This window comes from Synechococcus sp. PCC 7335 (assembly GCF_000155595.1).
GTDB lineage: Bacteria > Cyanobacteriota > Cyanobacteriia > Phormidesmidales > Phormidesmidaceae > Phormidesmis.
In genome coordinates this window covers 1-17630 of the sequence record NZ_DS989905.1, presented here as the reverse complement: position 1 = coordinate 17630, position 17630 = coordinate 1, and the positions used below count along the sequence as shown (strand labels likewise).

General features: G+C 44.6%; 15 protein-coding genes and 1 pseudogene. 5 read left to right on the top strand and 11 right to left on the bottom strand.

Going from position 1 to position 17630, the window contains the following annotated elements:
* Positions 1 to 276 precede the first annotated feature (276 nt).
* From S7335_RS28935 to S7335_RS19810, 7 genes are all read right to left on the bottom strand, one after another.
* On the bottom strand, positions 277 to 861 hold the full coding sequence (locus S7335_RS28935) for a transposase (protein WP_227500077.1): 585 nt from the start codon (positions 859 to 861) through the stop codon (positions 277 to 279).
* On the bottom strand, positions 804 to 1670 hold the full coding sequence (locus tag S7335_RS19835) for an IS5 family transposase (protein WP_071777029.1): 867 nt from the start codon (positions 1668 to 1670) through the stop codon (positions 804 to 806). Before S7335_RS19835 ends, S7335_RS28935 begins: the two co-directional genes overlap by 58 nt.
* Before the next feature lie 287 nt (positions 1671 to 1957).
* Positions 1958 to 2755: a bifunctional (p)ppGpp synthetase/guanosine-3',5'-bis(diphosphate) 3'-pyrophosphohydrolase gene (locus S7335_RS27970; protein ID WP_006458173.1), complete on the bottom strand. Its 798-nt coding sequence runs from the start codon at positions 2753 to 2755 to the stop codon at positions 1958 to 1960.
* Positions 2709 to 3632 carry a TGS domain-containing protein gene (locus S7335_RS19825; RefSeq protein WP_038019258.1) on the bottom strand — a complete coding sequence of 308 codons (924 nt, stop codon included), beginning with the start codon at positions 3630 to 3632 and terminating at the stop codon, positions 2709 to 2711. Before S7335_RS19825 ends, S7335_RS27970 begins: the two co-directional genes overlap by 47 nt.
* 308 nt (positions 3633 to 3940) lie before the next feature.
* The gene (locus S7335_RS19820) at positions 3941 to 4336 is read right to left on the bottom strand and encodes a hypothetical protein (RefSeq protein WP_006458308.1); all 396 of its coding nucleotides are present in this window, start codon (positions 4334 to 4336) and stop codon (positions 3941 to 3943) included.
* A 1087-nt stretch (positions 4337 to 5423) separates the two neighbouring features.
* The gene (locus S7335_RS19815) at positions 5424 to 6788 is read right to left on the bottom strand and encodes a bifunctional sterol desaturase/short chain dehydrogenase (RefSeq protein ID WP_006458046.1); all 1365 of its coding nucleotides are present in this window, start codon (positions 6786 to 6788) and stop codon (positions 5424 to 5426) included.
* 132 nt (positions 6789 to 6920) lie between these two features.
* Complete coding sequence (locus S7335_RS19810) at positions 6921 to 7382, bottom strand: hypothetical protein (RefSeq protein ID WP_157620575.1); 462 nt, start codon at positions 7380 to 7382, stop codon at positions 6921 to 6923.
* 495 nt (positions 7383 to 7877) lie between these two features.
* Here S7335_RS19810 and S7335_RS19805 point away from each other — a divergent pair, with 495 nt between their 5' ends.
* Positions 7878 to 8126 (top strand): hypothetical protein, encoded by a 249-nt coding sequence (locus S7335_RS19805; protein ID WP_227500076.1) that lies wholly within the window; start codon positions 7878 to 7880, stop codon positions 8124 to 8126.
* A gap of 313 nt (positions 8127 to 8439) precedes the next feature.
* On the opposite strand, the gene S7335_RS19800 is transcribed toward S7335_RS19805, so the two are convergent.
* From S7335_RS19800 to S7335_RS27425, 3 genes are all read right to left on the bottom strand, one after another.
* Positions 8440 to 9663, bottom strand: coding sequence for a fatty acid desaturase (locus tag S7335_RS19800; protein WP_006457933.1), 1224 nt, complete (start codon positions 9661 to 9663; stop codon positions 8440 to 8442).
* Positions 9664 to 9800: 137 nt separating this feature from the next.
* Complete coding sequence (locus S7335_RS19795; RefSeq protein ID WP_006457928.1) at positions 9801 to 10262, bottom strand: hypothetical protein; 462 nt, start codon at positions 10260 to 10262, stop codon at positions 9801 to 9803.
* 379 nt (positions 10263 to 10641) lie between these two features.
* Entirely contained in the window at positions 10642 to 10833 is a 192-nt protein-coding gene (locus S7335_RS27425; RefSeq protein WP_006457983.1) for a hypothetical protein, read from the bottom strand.
* 239 nt (positions 10834 to 11072) lie between these two features.
* On the opposite strand from S7335_RS27425, the pseudogene S7335_RS19790 reads away from it, so the two are divergent.
* The 3 genes and pseudogenes from S7335_RS19790 to S7335_RS28930 form a co-directional block, all read left to right on the top strand.
* Positions 11073 to 11321 (top strand): annotated as a pseudogene (locus tag S7335_RS19790) (IS1 family transposase); the annotation flags it as partial.
* 296 nt (positions 11322 to 11617) lie between these two features.
* Positions 11618 to 12934: a hypothetical protein gene (locus S7335_RS19785; RefSeq protein WP_006457841.1), complete on the top strand. Its 1317-nt coding sequence runs from the start codon at positions 11618 to 11620 to the stop codon at positions 12932 to 12934.
* Positions 12935 to 13306: 372 nt separating this feature from the next.
* Positions 13307 to 16000 (top strand): pentapeptide repeat-containing protein, encoded by a 2694-nt coding sequence (locus tag S7335_RS28930; protein ID WP_006458344.1) that lies wholly within the window; start codon positions 13307 to 13309, stop codon positions 15998 to 16000.
* Between the two features lie 603 nt (positions 16001 to 16603).
* Here S7335_RS28930 and S7335_RS19775 read toward each other — a convergent pair.
* Entirely contained in the window at positions 16604 to 17212 is a 609-nt protein-coding gene (locus tag S7335_RS19775; RefSeq protein ID WP_006457858.1) for a hypothetical protein, read from the bottom strand.
* 225 nt (positions 17213 to 17437) lie between these two features.
* On the opposite strand from S7335_RS19775, the gene S7335_RS19770 reads away from it, so the two are divergent.
* The coding region (locus S7335_RS19770) for a hypothetical protein (RefSeq protein ID WP_038019253.1) at positions 17438 to 17630 on the top strand (193 nt) is incomplete at its 3' end.

The following is a 17630-nucleotide window of genomic DNA, read 5'->3' as shown; positions in this document are numbered from 1 at the left end:
GTTTGGATTGGACCAGAAAGCGGATTGTGTCTGCTGAGCGCTCTGTTCTGCCTCTAAGTAGTCTGAGCGATCGCATATACTGATCAGATGACACTTGCTGAGCAAGACTGTCCTATAAATTGGCTCATCGAGTTTAACTTGACAATGCCTAATACGCTAACGTTTGCACCCTTTGCGAACGCAACTGAGACCTTCCCATCTGCTTCTATCCAACAACGTCGCTTGGAAGTACTCGATACGGCAACTAAGTTCGTTGATGATATCCAAAAGGTTCGCTTAGAGCAGCTGAACAACCAGACTAAGGCGGTTGACGATATTCAAAAGGTTTGGTTGGCGCACTCGAATAACCAAACCAGAGCGGTAGATAGTTGTCCCTGAAAAACACAATATAGACAGCACAGACGATCGCGAAAAACTGTCATCAGAAAGGCAACGGCAGAGTTTACGCAAATTGAAGCCATAAGCAGCCATCAAAGCGTTTATACAGTCACCCTGCTTACCTTTGAGGAAGTTACGCTTGAGAGCATGGTCATGTTTGAGATGACCAATGACCGGCTCAATCGCACTGCGCCGCTTGGCCAAGCGTTTGAGCACCTCTTTGAACTTTCTGGCGCCTGCCACGAGCACCTGTAGGCCCTCTGGATGATGCTTGCTGCCTCGAAAGCCTCTGTCCACCGCTACTTGCTTGGGCAAAACGCCACTGAGCCGATGAGTTTGCGCTATCGCGTCGCTCAGTGTGGAGCCGTCATAGGGATTGCCGTGAACCGCAGCCGTACCTACAATCCAGTTGCTCGCACTGGTCGTCACAAACACCACTTTGCAGCCAAACTCGTAGCGCTTATGAACCTTGACCTTTGCCAAACATTCGACTTCCGGCGCATGCATACTGTAGAGCTTGTTAGAATCACTTCGTTTCTGTTGCTCAATCTGTTTTCCCGGTTCAACAACACAGCCATTTCTGCATCTGGCTGCGGTAGCTTTCGTTCAATATCTCGAATCATACGACCCAAGTAAGTGCGTAGTTTGCGAGTATGCCTTCTGGCTCGTTTGAGTTGCCTTGCAACTCGATAGCGACTCTGCTTAAAGAAAGCATACTTTCCAATCCTTACATAGCTTTGACGGAGCTTGACACCTCGCTTTCTCGCCGCCCGCACCAGCGTTATTCTGGCCTCGTTGTAAAGTCTCGCATCAGTCGGAAAAGCCACCGCTTTCTCTTGCACTGTTGTATCCACATTCACTCGCCCAATCTCTTTCGGTTTCATCACAGCGCTACGCATCGCGGTCTGGATAATTTGACTGAGCAACTGTTCAAATCCATCGGTACCAATCTGCTTTCGCCACTTCACTAGACTCGCTGGATGGCATGGCAGTTCATGTTGAAACACCTGCTCGCCGCAGAAATGCTGCCAGTATGGATTCTCGACCCACTTTGCCGCCACACTCTTATCACTTTCGTCGTACAACGCCTTCTGATAGTGCAGCCCTACCAACAATCGAGTTGGCAACGCTGGTCGTCCGCCACTCGCTTTGACAACACATCCGAACTTCTTCTCGAACGCCTGCCAGGCTATCGTTTCGGCCAATTGGACAAGCGGATGACTTAGGTTCAACTGACTCGCTAGCGCTGATAGCGACGAGTCCCTATTTGAGGGCGATAATGATGGCTTCATTTTGCAAGCTTTTCGGAGCAAGAGCGACTTATCCGACAATTCTAGCTTGCCCTCTAAAGCTTGAAGCCTACTCTTGTCAAGCCTTTCATTAGTTTTCAGGGACGACTAGATAACGTCTAAGCCACTCGGCCAGCTAGTCTCGGTGCTCGTACTCTCATGCTGAGAATGTGTCGGACTGGATGAAGGCGCTGGCTGGTAAGCAGAGAGAAGCACCAAAGCGGTGGATGGACATTCAGCTATTTGTTCACTTTTTGTCCTGTACATAGATCTTCCCATTTATACAAAAGTTATATAAACCTTTCTGGGTCTAAAAATGCGGCAGGACCTGGAAATATGCTTCTAATAGTAACTTGAATTGTATCTGGAATATCTTCAATCTCTTTAATCATTGATTTAAGGAGCCGTATAGAGCTAAACAATACGCAAACATTTACAATAGAAGTTGCATCCAAAGTTGGATATAGCCTTTTATCTGGTAAAACGCTTGATACATTCACGCGTACATTGTTGTTTTCAGCCCACTTGTTAAGAATGTATCTGAGAATGTCTTCCCTATCTTTCAATTTAAGTTTAAGAACAGCTGTACATTCATCAGAGTTCCAAGTTAGAGGCAATTTCTTCTCGAAATCAACTTCCGAGATTTCAGAACAGCCTATTTTGTGGATGTGAACAGACCTTTCGCCTTCCACTCCACATATTCGATCTTTTGGCATTGGATAGCAACATTTTGAAATTAAAAGCATACCTGAAAAGCTACTAGTTAAACCCTGAACAGCAGGAATGTCAGATACATCTTTATGCTCATTTAAACCAAATGACTTTGACACGCCAATCTGAGGTCTTATAAACGTGTCTGAGTAACGTTTTTCTGCTTTTCGAATATCTTCAATTCTTATTCTTCCTAAGCCTAACTGCTGTTGAAGTTCTTCAATACTTCCGCAATTAAGGCACCGAGAAATGTATTCAAACTTGTTCCCTCCTAAGTAGCATTTACTAAACTCTCGTTTAAGAATAGTAGCTCCTCTTTTTATATTTTCTTTATGCCAAAAAGAACTGATAGAATCCCCCCGCTTTAGTAGTAACAACAAACTTTTTCCAAGCAATATCAGGTTTTCTCTCGCCGCCATCCCTCTTTATAATTTCAACCTTATCTCCATTTTCCAACATAAAACTTAGTTCGCACTCTATGATTTCCCAATTTTCTGGACCTTGACCATAGTTGCGAGTTACCTTTGCACGATAGCAGGAATGCCCCAATTCTGTATGTATCTTATAAGCAAAGTCTACAGGAGTTGAGCCTCTCTTGATAGTAATTGGTTTGTCTAAACTCGTGTAGACGGTAATTGTATCCTGATTAGCAATTATATCAAAAAAACTTGTTTCGCTTTCAATGTAATTAACAAAACTGTCTATATCATGAATTTGTAACTCATCAATTTCGTAAGGTATTTCGTTCTGACATTCAGGCTTTTTCTTATGCCTTTTAAAGAAAGAAACGAACGACTCAACATCTTTCTTGTTACTAGTAATGTAGAATTTTGTATTTGAGACGCTTGCTAGAACTAAGTCTATGTATTCTCGATGCTTCAGTTGCCTATTCTCAGAAAGCAATTGAAGTTTATTGGCTTGATCTCTTAACAGTTCATAAGAAATTTTATCACTTATTCTTATTAAATCTTTTGAAGCGTTGATTATGGCTGTCTTTTCTTCTGTACCTAGATCTTCTTCTAATAATTCTATATAGTCACGCATACTCACATAAGTGTAGGAAGGCTCCTCTAACAGAATATGATTTGAATTGATTAACTCTAGTAAGTTAGAAAGGCTTTTCTCTGAAAATCTCAAGCCATCAATACTAGTATGACTTGATGGCAGACCTGAGCGCAACAGAATCTGAGCCAGCGTCGAGAGGTCCATCATCACGTGTATGTGCTTCGTGAGGGATGCTAGAGAGCGTTGCATAAGAAGTGTAATAATAAGCTAATTGCTAACAAAAGAAGGTTTGATGGTGTAGATAGTTCTTTAAGTTCTGAATAGCGAATAAGATATGAATGGCGTTGCTAATCTGAGATACAAGTAGGTAGCCTAAATTAAATGAGGTTATCAAGCGTCGCTTGATAACGGTTTCAGCAACTTATAGCAGCGTTTATATATAGCTACCTACTTAAGACATTTGTGATAAAATAAGCGATAGTACGTGATTAATTCATGCTTAGTTCATTCTGTAGATTAACTAAGCAACGCCATTTATCTAGATACAGCTAGCCATCTTAATTCTTCCTAATACTAATAGCCTCGTCTGTATGACCACTATTGGCTTTCTCTAATTTCTCCTTACTTATACCTGGAAGACTTCTTTGCATAACACTTTTAGGATCAGGCAAAACTTTGCTTTTATCTGAAGTAGCTTCACTATGGCATGGAGATTTTTCCCAAATAGGAGGCGAAGAAACAACCATCAATTCCTTAGTTGCTAATTTTGTGAGTAGACACGAAATTGAACCGCTGTTGCCGTAAGTACAGTCAAAACTTTCAGCAATATCTTCTACTCTTTTCTTTTCACTTGGTGAAAGCTTTACACTATAAGACTTATGACCTAGCTTTTTCTTGGTTCCTCTACCTTTAAGAAGATTCTCGAGGCCAGAGTTTTCTTTGGTTATGGACATTACTATTTATCTCCGCACTTTGGCAATCCGTTTTCAGCCAAAGTCTATCACTTTTGGGAATATCCTCCCAAAAGTAGCATACGTTTTGTGAAGATAGAATTTGAATTAGTGCTCTTTGATCCCATTCATAGTTGAGATTTGAAGGAATTGCTGCTGGGATGGTCCTGGATTGGGCCTTGACCTCACAGTTGACTTGAGAGCTTGCCTGAAAAGTGGTAGGAGGTTCCAGACTCTGTAGAACTCGAATATACTTCACGAGAGCGGCCCAGAGCTATTTCTACAATTACTTCTCTATCAGCGCGATCCCCCTGTTGTTCAGTGAAGCACGACTGCCACTGACAGCGAGTGAGGAAGCTATCGGATGAAGGATGCAAATACCTAGGTATCCTCAAAGCAGTGCTTTTTTACTGCTTCAGCCCTAACTGTCGAGTTGGGGTTTTCAAGCTTACAGGAGTGATCGCCATTATGCTTTCCTCTCTTAGCGTGATCGCCTCTTCATTCGTGGGGTGTTAGGACCAGAGTAGGCACCTAACTTACTAAGGGTTTCTTTAAGAATAAGACATAATCTGGGTACGTTGACTAATGAAACGAGAGACAGCAACCCATTACCTCAGCGGTTAATGGTAACGCGATACTCAGTCATTTACTCATCGTCGTCCCTTTGCGTAAGCTGCATAGTGAGATCCAGTATTGCCATGATGCTTTCCAGCCGTCCCACGTCATTGCCAGCCAGTCCCAATACTAGCAGTGCGAGCATCGCAGCGCTAGTCCTTTGGTCAGTTGATTAGCCTTCATATGTATTTACTGAGTGGTAGACTTTGTTGGATTGTCCAGTTACATATGATTTTATGGATTGACACAAATAGCTCCCAGTGAGCAGCCGCGACAACTGTGATTGGTAGCGATCGCCCCAATGTAGTGATATCGGCTCATCACGATTTTGTAATTTTTGTTTTTCGGCTTTTCAGCCTCCTACCGATTGAAAAAGCCCCTGCGTCTGATCTCTTTAGAGATCAGACGCAGGGGCAAAGAAACTAGTATTAACAGCGGTTGCCGATTACACCCGAGTCTACTGAGTCAATTGGAGCTACACATCCAAGCCATCTGTAGATTCGTCGTGCGAAATTTGGCTCTTGCTCCACTGTTCAGCGTAAGCTGAAACTAGCCATTCGTGCATAGGATAGTAGAGATATACCCAAGGTCGATAAGGCGAGATCACAATGTTTCGCCCGTCTTTCTTAACAGCTTCAATGATTCGCTGTGCCACCCAGTCAGACGAGAGCCGACTGTCATGGCTCATTTTGCTGATAAACCCACCTGGAACTACCTTTCTAATAATGCATGGCGAATTAATTCGCTTGAATGTCACAAGCTGACCAAGAAGCCGCTTACTCAATTCGTAGACAGGACTGTTAGCAGAGGCCACCTCCGCCTCTGAAGTTACTACCCAGACTTCTTTACATGCTGCGTCGAAAGCGGTTTTGACGGTATGAGTAAACCGGTCTAGAAGAGCATATGATGACAATGCATTCACACGAATAGAATCAAGCACCGCTGCTTCTGTAAGTTCCCGACGATTAACTCCGTGGTTGAGAACTAGGATGTCAGCGGACTTTAGAACTTCGTCTAGAGCATCTAGGTTATCAACACTCCAAAGGACTGTCTTTAGCTGTACCAGCCTGCCATCAACTTCTACTTCTATAGGGTTTGTGTGTGAAGAAGTGAGTGCGATGACTTTGGCCTCTTCTAGAATAAGTCTAGCAATTAGGCTTTTGCCCAAACTACCGGAGGCTCCGGTGACGACAACAGTTTTTCTTTTCAAGGAGAGAGCAGTTCCGAGCAGTCGATCTACTAAGGTGAAGATACCACTGAAATATGCGTTAGGGTTTTCAAAATGGTGACGCTGATGGTAGCTCCAGTTGACACACCACTTACCGGGATGAGCCACACTTTCTGTCTGCTTATGATTCAGATCTTGCTCAATTGCCCACTTGTATCCTAGTCCCCTAAGAATAGCCATTAGAAGACTATGTAGAGTGAAGAGTAAGCATAAGAAACTGCCAATTGATGAAGAAGACCAGCCAGAAATCAGAAATGAAGAGATAGATATCGAGAAAGCAATCATGAGCATTATCACTGACTCAGGCACATCATGATGCCATTGAGAGCGTTGATACAGTGCAGAGCTTACTTTCGACATATCACGCTTAAAGACTCTGTGGTGCCAGTTATGGTGCCGTGATAACCGGGGAATGTAATGGGAAAGAACATGGAAACCATCTCTTGCTATCTCAACACATAGTCTTGTAGCTGCTGCCCAAATAGCTGTTAAGACGATAAAGAGAATTGTGCTTTGGATGTGTGAAGATGTAGCAATAGGTGTCATTAAACGATCATCAAAATCAGCTAAAGCCATTGCTTTTGAGATGGCATTTTCTACTAAGTTGTTCATGAATTTATCCTCTTTCGATTAAAAGAAAAAACAAAAAACGCTGCATCGAGAAAGTCATCTCAATACAGCGTCGTAACAGGTACTGCTCTCTGGCTATGCCTTTTATTCAGTTGGAACCTTACTAAAGCAGCGCTACTTTTGGTAGCTATGGATGTATTGAAGGTCGCTAGGTGTACCACCAACAACAATCATCAACCGATTTTTTGAACAGTTGACCGTAACGTCAAAGTCACCATGACTACCCCGCGTCCAGCTAAGCACAAGCCTTTCTAAAATCATCGTGAACAAATTAACCATTTCCTTCTGAGAAAAAACTGCTCGAACGTGAGGAGGCATTTTATGCCAGGTATGAGTCAGTTGATCTCGACTCCATCTTGGATCTTCCCAATTGCTGATGTCGCCTAGTGACAATGTATAGGAAGGACATGGGAAGTAGCCTAATGTCAGGATAATCAGGCCCTGGCTGCCCCTCGTGCTTTTAATCTTGAAGGCCCACTCTTCTCTAGAAACTGCTTCGCTTGCCTGAAGCAAATCTTGCGAAAGCTGTTTCATTAGGACGTACACTCCATCCTCTACGGAATAGACTCTATTCATCGCTATTTCCAAAGTACTGAGAAATGTTGGTGTTGTTGTTCATAAACCAAACTCCTTGCCTATAAGCGTTAGGCATTATTCACTTTTTACAGACAGAATTAGCGATCCCTGGTTTTTGAGATTGAGCCATCTTTAGTTTCCCAACAAGGTCTTCTAAAGATCAGAAGACCTTCGCCGCTTGGTTGCAGCATATCTTCTTCGTATGTGTACCTTGCTATTCATTCAGCGAAGGCTTTTGAATACAGAACTATCACTAAGACAAGCCACGTAGGACCAAACTACACATGGCACGGGCCACGGGCATGTTTCTGCCCTGACCTAAAACCGTCGATGAACGTCTTTGACAAGCCGCAAAGGAAAGCTCAATTAGAAGGCAAAAGCACTATTTAGTAACACCATACTATTATACTATAGTTTTTTGATATGTGTGCTACTTTTGGGATAAATTTCCCAAAAGTAGTAACTAGTTTTGATTCCCTAGTATTTTCGTTCTGTTTGTCCTTTTTGATTGCGTATTCGAGATTCGGTGCTGCTCTGGCATTGAAGGTGGCGACTGATGGTTTAGCGTCCTATCCAAGAGCAATCGAGGAAGAACTGGGTGAGGAAGTCGAGCACGAGGTGCGACCCTGCACCGCCAACCAGTCGAACAAAACCATCGGCGTATCAAGCATCGCTATCACCCTACTCTGGGCTTTGGGGAATTTGATGCGGCGCAGCGATTCTGTCGAGCAGTGGATAAAGTGAGTAACTTTTTAAGACCTCGGACGCGAATGACAGAACTCGTGTCTCTACATGACCGAAGAAAACATTTCATAGCAAGCTGTGAGAAACTGCAAGCATTATTCCAGACCGCTTAAACAGATAGAGAAAGGTGCGATCGCATTCGTGATGATACGTCGATATTTGGCTACCCATATCTGACAAATTCGAGTGCTGTATTCAGCCTCTAAGTAAGCTGCGTGATCTCATTGACTCAGATATTGGCGATAAGCAACGGCATGACCGCTTTGGACTAGGCATGAGCTGATTAATCACAAGTCTAAGTGATCACATACCTTCAGCCCTTTGCAGAGCACTGGTCGCTTAAATCTCTGGGAGACTGGAAGCTTAGAGTAACGAACGTCATCTGAATTGCTCTAAGCAAGCCAAATGTCTCCTGATACTTGCCCCATTCATTTACAGGCAGCTCCGCATCAGCTTGACGGTGGTAAATGCTATTAGGCCAATCACCAGACGGGTTACGGTGGTGCCAGTCGTGAACAGGAGAATCACCAGTGAGAATCAACAGCCGACTAGGTAAGTGATAAAAGAAAACTCGTGCCCACCAACACACCCACGACAACCAGTACTCTAATTGTGATTCCTCACCTGTATGGCACGGAGGTGACTCACAGAGAATAATTGCACTTGTCATTACGCCTAGAGTTGTCCGACCGCGATCACCCGTATCTGGCACAGGCCAACGGTGCTCTACGCACTGTCGAAGTAGACTACTGCATTCAAACAGGATAGTCACTGTGACTAGGTATGCGATCGCAAATGAAGGATTGTGCTCGATGTAAATGAGTAACATTAGCACTAGCCAAATAGCCACCGCAGCTAGATCATGAGCTTTGTTAGGAGATAGAAAGGTAGCTTGTAGTCTTGAGCATAGGCGTTCAGCGTGAAAAGTAGGTGAGCACAGTGTCTTGATGAGATGTTGCCAAGATTCACTGACTGTTGCACCGAGCTGGAAACCCGCCGCCTCCAGTAGATATCGATATGTCTCGTCATTCTTTTGTAGCAGCGATAAATGGCCTGGCCTCGAACCAATTTGATGGTGCTGATGACGATGGTCTTTACAGTAAGTATCGAAGTCGCCAGACAGCGTAAGAACTGCGACAAGCGAACCCAATAAGACATTCGCATGTCGATTGGATCTAATGCCTGCATTGTGACTACAAGCATGCATGAACGTCAGACGAAACCACCGAAAACTATGAAGCAATAGCAGCTGTCCTAGGAAGGTCATCCAGATATAACCGCTCGTTGTCGACCAAAACATCACGCAAATTGAACAGCAAAAGACGAACGCCTTTTGGATTAGTTGGTTGGTTGACGTTTTTTGGAAAGCTGGTTGCTGGCCTGCGTAGGGCTTCCCACTTAGCTCTGTAAACAAATTTTGAAACCACTTTCTATCTGAGAAAACTTTGCGCTTGACAGCTTCGCGTGGATTATCGCAACTATCGGAATTGACCAAGGTTTCTGTTTTTGAGATGGCATCTTCTACTGAGACGTTCATTGAATTTATCCTCTTTCGATTAAACAAAAAACAAAAAACGCTGCATCGAGATAAGTCATCTCAATACAGCGTCGTAACAGGTATCTGCTCTCCGGCTGAGCCGTTCTTATTCAGTTGGAGCCTTTGCTAGATCAGGGCTACTTTTGGCAGATATGAATGTACTGAATGTTGCTAGGTGTACCACCAACAACGATCCTCAACCGATTTTTTAAACGATTGATCGTCACTTCAAAGTCACCATAGCTACCCTGTGTCCAGCTAAGCAAAAGCCTCTCCAATATCATCGTAAACAGAGCAATCATTTCCTCCTGAGAAAAGGCTGATTGAACATGAGAAGGCATTTTACGCCAGATACAAGTCAGTTGATCTCGACTCGATCTTAGATCTTCCCAATTGCTGATGTCGCCTAGTGACAATGTATAGGAAGGAAGTGGGAAGTAGTCCAATCTCAGGATAATTAGGCCCTGACCAGCCTTCGCACTTCTAATCTGGAAGTCCCACTCTTCTTTGGAAACTACTTTGCTTGCCTGAAACAGATCTTGTGAAAACTGCTTCACTAGGACGTACACTCCATCCTCTACGGAATAGACTCTATTCATCGCTATTTCCAAAGTACTGAGAAATGTTGGTGTTGTTGTTCATAAACCAAACTCCTTGCCTATAAGCGTTAGGCATTATTCACTTTTTACAGACAGAATTAGCGATCCCTGGTTTTTGAGATTGAGCCATCTTTAGTTTCCCAACAAGGTCTTCTAAAGATCAGAAGACCTTCGCCGCTTGGTTGCAGCATATCTTCTTCGTATGCGTACCTTGCTATTCATTCAGCGAAGGCTTTTGAATACAGAACTATCACTAAGACAAGCCACGTAGGACCAAACTACACATGGCACGGACCACGGGCATGCTTCTGCCCTGCCCTAAAACCGTCGATGAACAGCTTTACTAAACAGTCCTCACATCAATCACTCTAAGGAAAACTTAACTATAGAGAACGGCCTTCATCTCTTTGAGGTCCAATTCCCCGCCGCTATGTGGCATCCAAGAAAAACAGTGTCCGAAGGGCTCTGCTGAGCGACGACGAGCCACATAGCGTGTGAGCTTCGAGAAGTGATACCCCGTCCGCTTGCGGCGGGGATATTCATTGAGTGTTCCGTAAGATAATAGTATCATATAAATCAGTAATACGTACAAAAACGTTTTTAGATTTTTGGATATGTCTGAATATGCGCATAAAGTATCATTTAACAGCTTTATATCTCCATGAAGGCTTATAGAATCTTTGGCATTACTTTTTATCAGTATTACGCACACCTTACTTACGTGACTGTGTTAGAAGCTACAGTGTTTCTGGTCGTGAACTAAAGAAGCGTGGGAAACGTCGTCTACGTTATTGAGTTAGACAACGAGCAATGGATTGTCCTTTCTGCGATCATCCCACACCCCACAAGCACGGTAAGACCAGTAAAGGTAGTCAGCGATATCGTTGTACAGCCTGTCGTCGAACGTTTACCGAAACCTTTGATACGCTGTACGATCGACGCCAAGTAACCTCAGAGCAGGTAAAACTGATCTTACAGACCTACGTTGAAGGCAGCAGCTTACGCGGAATTAGCAGAATTGGAAAGCGGGCATACGGCACCGTCGTGGACATCGTTCGCTAGCCTAGCTACAGAGCCCGGCTCGTGCATAACGAAGTGCTCAAAGATACTGCTGCACGAAAAGCTGGATTATTGACACGGTCTTGGGTTTGGCATGATATCGCCACATAACCCACGTTATGTTGAGGCACAATCGTATTTCTATACGTAATAAATTAATATTATTGTTAAATCATAAAAAGTAGTTAGAAGCCTTTGCTATGATACTCTTATGGCAGTAGGCGACAATGCTTTTTATCTGCTATATGTATTTATGTACGTAACTTAAATAGAGTCCTGCACTAGGTACTTTCCATATGTTGATCGTTGCAAAAACTGATCCTGAGGAACTTGCAATTCCTGAAAGACCTTCTTTAGTTTCTTCTTATAAAGCGAAGCGCGGGCGGCCGCCGACTTTGAGTGAAGAGAGAAAGAGGAAGCGACGTAATGTTTCAATCTCTGATACAGCCTGGGACAGGTTAGACAAACTAGCAAATGACCTTGGTTATACTTCCAAAAGCGAGTTGTTAGAGAAGATTGGTCGAAGAGAGGTAGAGCTTTCACACCCTGAAAGCTCATCTGGCAGCTCGTCTTTGAAGGACATTCTTATATATCGCCGTATAATGGGGCTTTTCGACCCACATGGTGACGTCTTAAGATCTTTGGTAGGGTTTAATTATGCGATCTCTCAAAAACTACCACAGAAAGAAAACAAAGCTTTTTCTGAGTTGTTGAGTGATAATTTACTCACATCGCTATCAGTAATATTTCAACATTGTTATATTCGTCCTGATCGCTATGTCAATAGTATCAGTGCTTTAAGTCGCCTTATTAATTACTGTCTCCTGCTGAACCAGGCTGGTTTAGCAGATGAATGGTTCTCTGATCAAGATAGAGACGAGTTTGACAATAATTCAATAGAAAGCAAGAAAGTAGAAGGTTGTCTAAATCAGATTGGATATGGAATGAGTCATCTAAAAGATGCTAGCTTTTCTCATCAGCTGACAGCTTTACGTCTTAAGTATATTGGAGGCTTTACCGAAGCTCAGATTCAGCAGATATACGCGCTTCAAGGAATGGCGTTTACCATAGAACAGATTCGTAGTCTTGTTCATGAAGGATGGTTTTCTTTTCGTAGTCACTGGAGCCAAACTATCGAGACTGAGCCTGATAAGGAGCCTGACATTGAGCCGGATGCTCAGAAATATTGCAAACTGCTTTGGTCTTCTTCCTTGGAGAGCGCCGAGTCACGGAAAGCTTTACTACGAATAATTTTAAAAGCAACCTATGATGCCCCTTTAAACTTTTGGTTGTGTGAGATTGAACACAAATGGCGTACTGAGTTTCTAGGTAGAGACGAAGGCTTAGAGAATGAACTGTCTCAACTACAAGCCGAGATTCAAGATCGGATTAGCGAAAGATTTGAGGAAAGAAAACAGGCCATTGATAGGAATATGCACTACTGTCTTAACCGGAGCGCAGCTGTGGATAAGCTGGTCGCTTTATTTGAGGAGGACACTGAGATCAGTAGCAAGACAAAGCTTGGTACCTTTGTAACTAAGTTGCTTCAAGCTGAACCAGAAGGTCACTTTGCTCAAGAACTAACTGCAGTACTGGATTCTTCTGATAAATGATAAATAGTAGCCGTTTTCTGTTAGTTATATGGAAGCTTTAGTCCTTAGTACCTGACCAAGCTACCAGTTACTAAATATTGAGTCGTCATTGGTAATGGTAAGAGCGAGGTGTACACGAGGTAATTGGTTCAATGGTCTTGCTAGTGGCCGTGTCTGCGCCATCAGCTGTTCTATCTTCCAAGAGAGAGATCGCCTTAGCAGTGATGAGGTGGTTATACAAAGAGGTGCTGCAAAAGCAGTTGGAACAGTCCCTAGGTGTGGCTTAAGTGTGAGGCCACATCAGTGACTGCACTCTGGGTAATGGATAGAACGCTGGTCTGCTAAGCTTTCGGTAATCTGAAAGCCTACCCTCACTTTGGTTGTTCCTGTTCAATGTCAAGCTCATCTGGTCTGACGGTTACCAAACCTATCTCTGTCTGGAATAAACCGTTAAAGACAAACTTCAAAGACTTGTTTAAAGCGCTAGGCAAAGCCGGGGTAGATGCGGCAACCGGGCAATGGATAGGACTGGGGAAAGACGCTGTCGATGTACTGTCCGCAATTGGTCTAGATAGTAAGAACCCAGCAGAACTGTCCTGGGCACTAATCTATAATTCATTGAGCAGAGCGACCTTCCAACTGGTAGCCGAGAGTCAGTTTTTGATGAAAGAGGTGCCTGTAGACATCGCCACGCTTACCGAGCAACTGGATCTATCGCTAGAAACGAGCGAGCTGCAAATTACAGCTAACTTCTTTGAACATCCAGAGCAGTTGAGCGTTGTTAGTCGTCTACAAACCCCCGTAAAGCAGTGGCTGATGGGTGTAGGCCTGGATGCGGTTCAATCAGAAACCGTTAGCAATCGCTTACCCGCTTACTTCACCTTCGCCTTGCACGAAGAGTGGCGACGCCATTCTCAAACCTATAGTAGTATCACCGCCGCCGTAAAAACGCCCTTCACCGAGGCGACAGAGCGAGAACAAGGCTGGCGACTGTACGCCTCCTGGCTGCAAAAGCAGATCGAGGAACCCATGATGTTCGAGGCCTTTGGTCTCAAAGATGTCTATATTCCGCTCAGAGGCTACTACAAGCGCCAGCAGCCTAGCCAAGAGTCTTCCTCGATAGCCAAAGCATATGAGAGTGCGGAACCTAAACCAGAACGTGTAGTGGTAGACCTCGCTACTGAGCTGAGGGGGTGGCTGCGCAAGGCGGAACAGCAAGATGCGATTCGAGTAATCAGCGGAGGTCCAGGCGCTGGAAAGTCGTCGTTTGCCAAAGTCTATGCGGCTGAACACGCTCAACGAGGTGAGTTCCCAGTTTTGTTTGTTCCACTTCACCAATTCACACCTACTGGAGACCTAGTTAAAGCAGTAGATGAGTTTATCCGATACGACCACTATCTGAAACATAACCCCCTTGATCCTGAGAGTGAGGGGAGCAGACTGCTGGTAATATTCGACGGTTTAGACGAGCTGGCGCTGCAAGGGAAAATAGCAAGAGAAACAGCGCAGTCCTTTGTTCGAGAAGTGCAGGACAAGGTCAGTCGATTTAACTATCGAACGACCCGCCTTCAGGTGATTATCACCGGCAGAGAAGTCGTTGTCCAAGAATCTTTCAGAGAGCAGCATCAAATTCTGCATGTCTTGCCGTACCTTCTTCCAAAGAACGAACGAAAGGAAGTAAAAGGTGAGCCTTACATTGACCCTAACGGCTTGCTATCAAGAGATCAGCGAGGCGATTGGTGGAGCAAGTATGGTGTGGCGGTAAAGCAAAACTATTCTGCCATGCCAGGAGTGTTAAAAACGGCCAGCTTGACTGAGATAACAGCGCAGCCTCTATTAAATTACTTAGTGGCCCTGAGTTATGTAGCAGGAAAGCTTACCCTCTCGGCGGCGACAAACTTAAATACTGTCTATGCGGATTTGCTGGATGCGGTCTATGAACGAGGCTACGAAGACAGCGGTCGGCACCGTGCGCTCACCTCGATGTCAAAAGCGCATTTTATACGAGTGTTAGAAGAGATCGCGCTGGCGGCGTGGCATGGCGGTGGCCGTACAACCACTATTCAAGAAATCGAATTGCACTGCGAGCGCAGCGGTCTGAGTAAGCTTCTGAGCGATTTTGAGGAAGGCGCTGAGCTAGGTGTTACTCGACTACTTGTTGCCTTTTACTTTCGACAAAGTGGCCAACGAAGCGATCAGAGAACATTTGAGTTCACCCACAAAAGCTTTAGCGAGTATCTGACTGCTCGACGGATTGTCCGGGCGGTGTCTCGAATTCAAAAGCAGCTAGCGCGCCGCGCTGAAGATATAGAGGAAGGATGGAGTCAGCGAGACGCTTTGCAGCATTGGGCAGAGGTATGTGGCCCAACTCGTATAGACGTTTATCTGTTGGATTTCTTAAGAGATGAGGTGGCTTTGTGTCCTGTGAAACAGGTAGCTAAGTGGCAGAAAACGTTTAGTGAGCTAATCGCCGTAATGCTTCGGCGGGGAATGCCGATGGAGAAGATTGAGCCGTCACTTAGATTCTATGAAGCGAATCAAAGAGCGATTCATGCGGAAGAGGCACTTCTAGCTGTGTTGGGTATTTGTTCTTCAGTGACTAAAGACATTTCAACAGTAGAGTGGCCTACTCGGGTATCGTTTGGGGCGTGGATAGGACGTTTGCAGGGACAGAGAGTAGATGTTGAGAATCTAGCATCTCTTTGCAGCCTAGTACGTTTAAACCTATCTAGTTCGGTTCTTATCAACCGAGATTTAATGGGAGCCGACCTGCGTGAAGCCAACTTGCGCGAAGCCAACTTGCGCGAAGCCAACTTGCGCGAAGCCAACTTGAGCAGAGCCAACTTGCGCGGAGCCGATCTGAGCGGAGCCAACTTGAGTGAAGCCAACTTGAGTGAAGCTGACCTACGCGAAACCAACCTGCGCTTAGCTAACCTGCGCGGAGCCATTCTGCTCAAAACCAATCTGCGTGAAGCTAGGAACGTTACTAAGGAGCAGCTAATAGAAGCGCTACTTTGCAACACCTGTCTTCGTGAAGGTATTAGCCTAGATCCTGACCGTGATTGCGGGAGACGATGGAACAGCTAACAGAAGCCTTTTTATGCAATACCCGCCTACCTAATGGCATTAGCCTAGACCCTAATCGCGATTGCGAGAGATTGCTACAACAAGGCAAACAATAGCCTCGCCTTTGAGTGCTGTCATCGCCTGTTGACTGCTTTTCTAGTATTGCGATCGCTATTGCCCCATCACGGTCTCTTATCTTCCAGTAGTCATTCGTGTCACTTAAATTGTCATAATAAAAAACGACACGAATAAATTCATCGAGGCGTGGGAAGGGTTCATAATTCAGGTTAGGTGCCGGTATAGTGAGAGCTGAATTGCTGGTCTGGTCAAAGTAAAAGCGTCTTACTAATACTGGGCGCACGAATGTAGCTAAGTGACTTGAAACTAATTACAGTACCTGGCTATAGGGAAGGCGTCACTAGCTTAACCCCGGCTATTCACCAGGCAATCTAAATCAGCGACCATAGCTACAGTTTTGCTGATAGACGGCGACCCAAACCGAACAGCGAGCACAAGTAGTGGCCGCGACGTGGTTACTGCTTTGACTATTTTCCCCTTTTGGGTATAAAAACGTTTGTTTCTCAAGACTCAAATTACTCACTGTGCTAATTCTCTGGAATCTTCTTAGTCTGTCCGTTTTTCTCCTACTAGATCACCGTACCAGAGTGTACAGCCTCCTTCTGGAACGTCTTGTGGCTTCATCGTGCCTCTGAATATATCCGAACTTGGCTCTAGAGTTAGTAAATACAAAGATTGTTCTTCAGGGCAGCAAGACCCATTGAAAGTTAGTGTCAGCTGAATATTTTCCTCACTTCTTTCTCCACTCAAAGTGGCGTTGTTACAGGGGTTTTGTAACGCTGTCCCTTTAGAACCAAGCATTTCTCCAGTCACAATATTGTCAGTAAAGCTAAGCCTCCAAACCCGATTTATTGTTCCAGTAGCTTCTTCTATAAAACCGTCACTGCTGATTCGTCTGTTCCCTATTATTGATATGTCCCAAATTCCATCTAGCTCCCTTTCTGATTGAGTTCCAGATATTACAGGTGTCTCTGGTTCAGACTGCTGCGGATTGGATTGTTCTACTGGGCTAGTCTGTGATACTGGTTGTGTCGGTTTTGATGCTCTCAATCCTTCTGTTAGCCAAAAAATTACTACTCCAGAAATTACTGTAGCTAGAATCCCAGCAGACCATTTCAACGTGTTGATCAGCGGCTGATTGTTTCTCTGGTTCATGTATAAGTCAGTGAAAGGAGTGATGAGTTGATAAAGACTACCATGCTAGAAGGCTGAGGAGCGTGATCGCCCCTTCTCTTCCCCCCTTGGCTGTTACTACCAGTAACGCGCTATTTATGCGTTAATCGACTTCAGTTGAGGAGGTTGGTAGGGATGCGGTTGAGGATACTGTCACCGATTAGATGGTTTACTTTGGGTGTAGCAGGTAAAACGTCATGGGAGTGGATGAAACTGCTGCTTATTCCGTTGTTCCTAACAGGCGGTGCGCTTTATTTAGAGAATCAGGTAGAGAGACGACAGGAAAGGATTGCGGCTGAGCGTTATGAGCAAGAGGCGCAGATTGCGGCGGAACGGGCTAAGCAAGAGACGTTGACCAGCTACTTTGAGCAGACGAAGGAGCTACTGCTATCAGAGAACT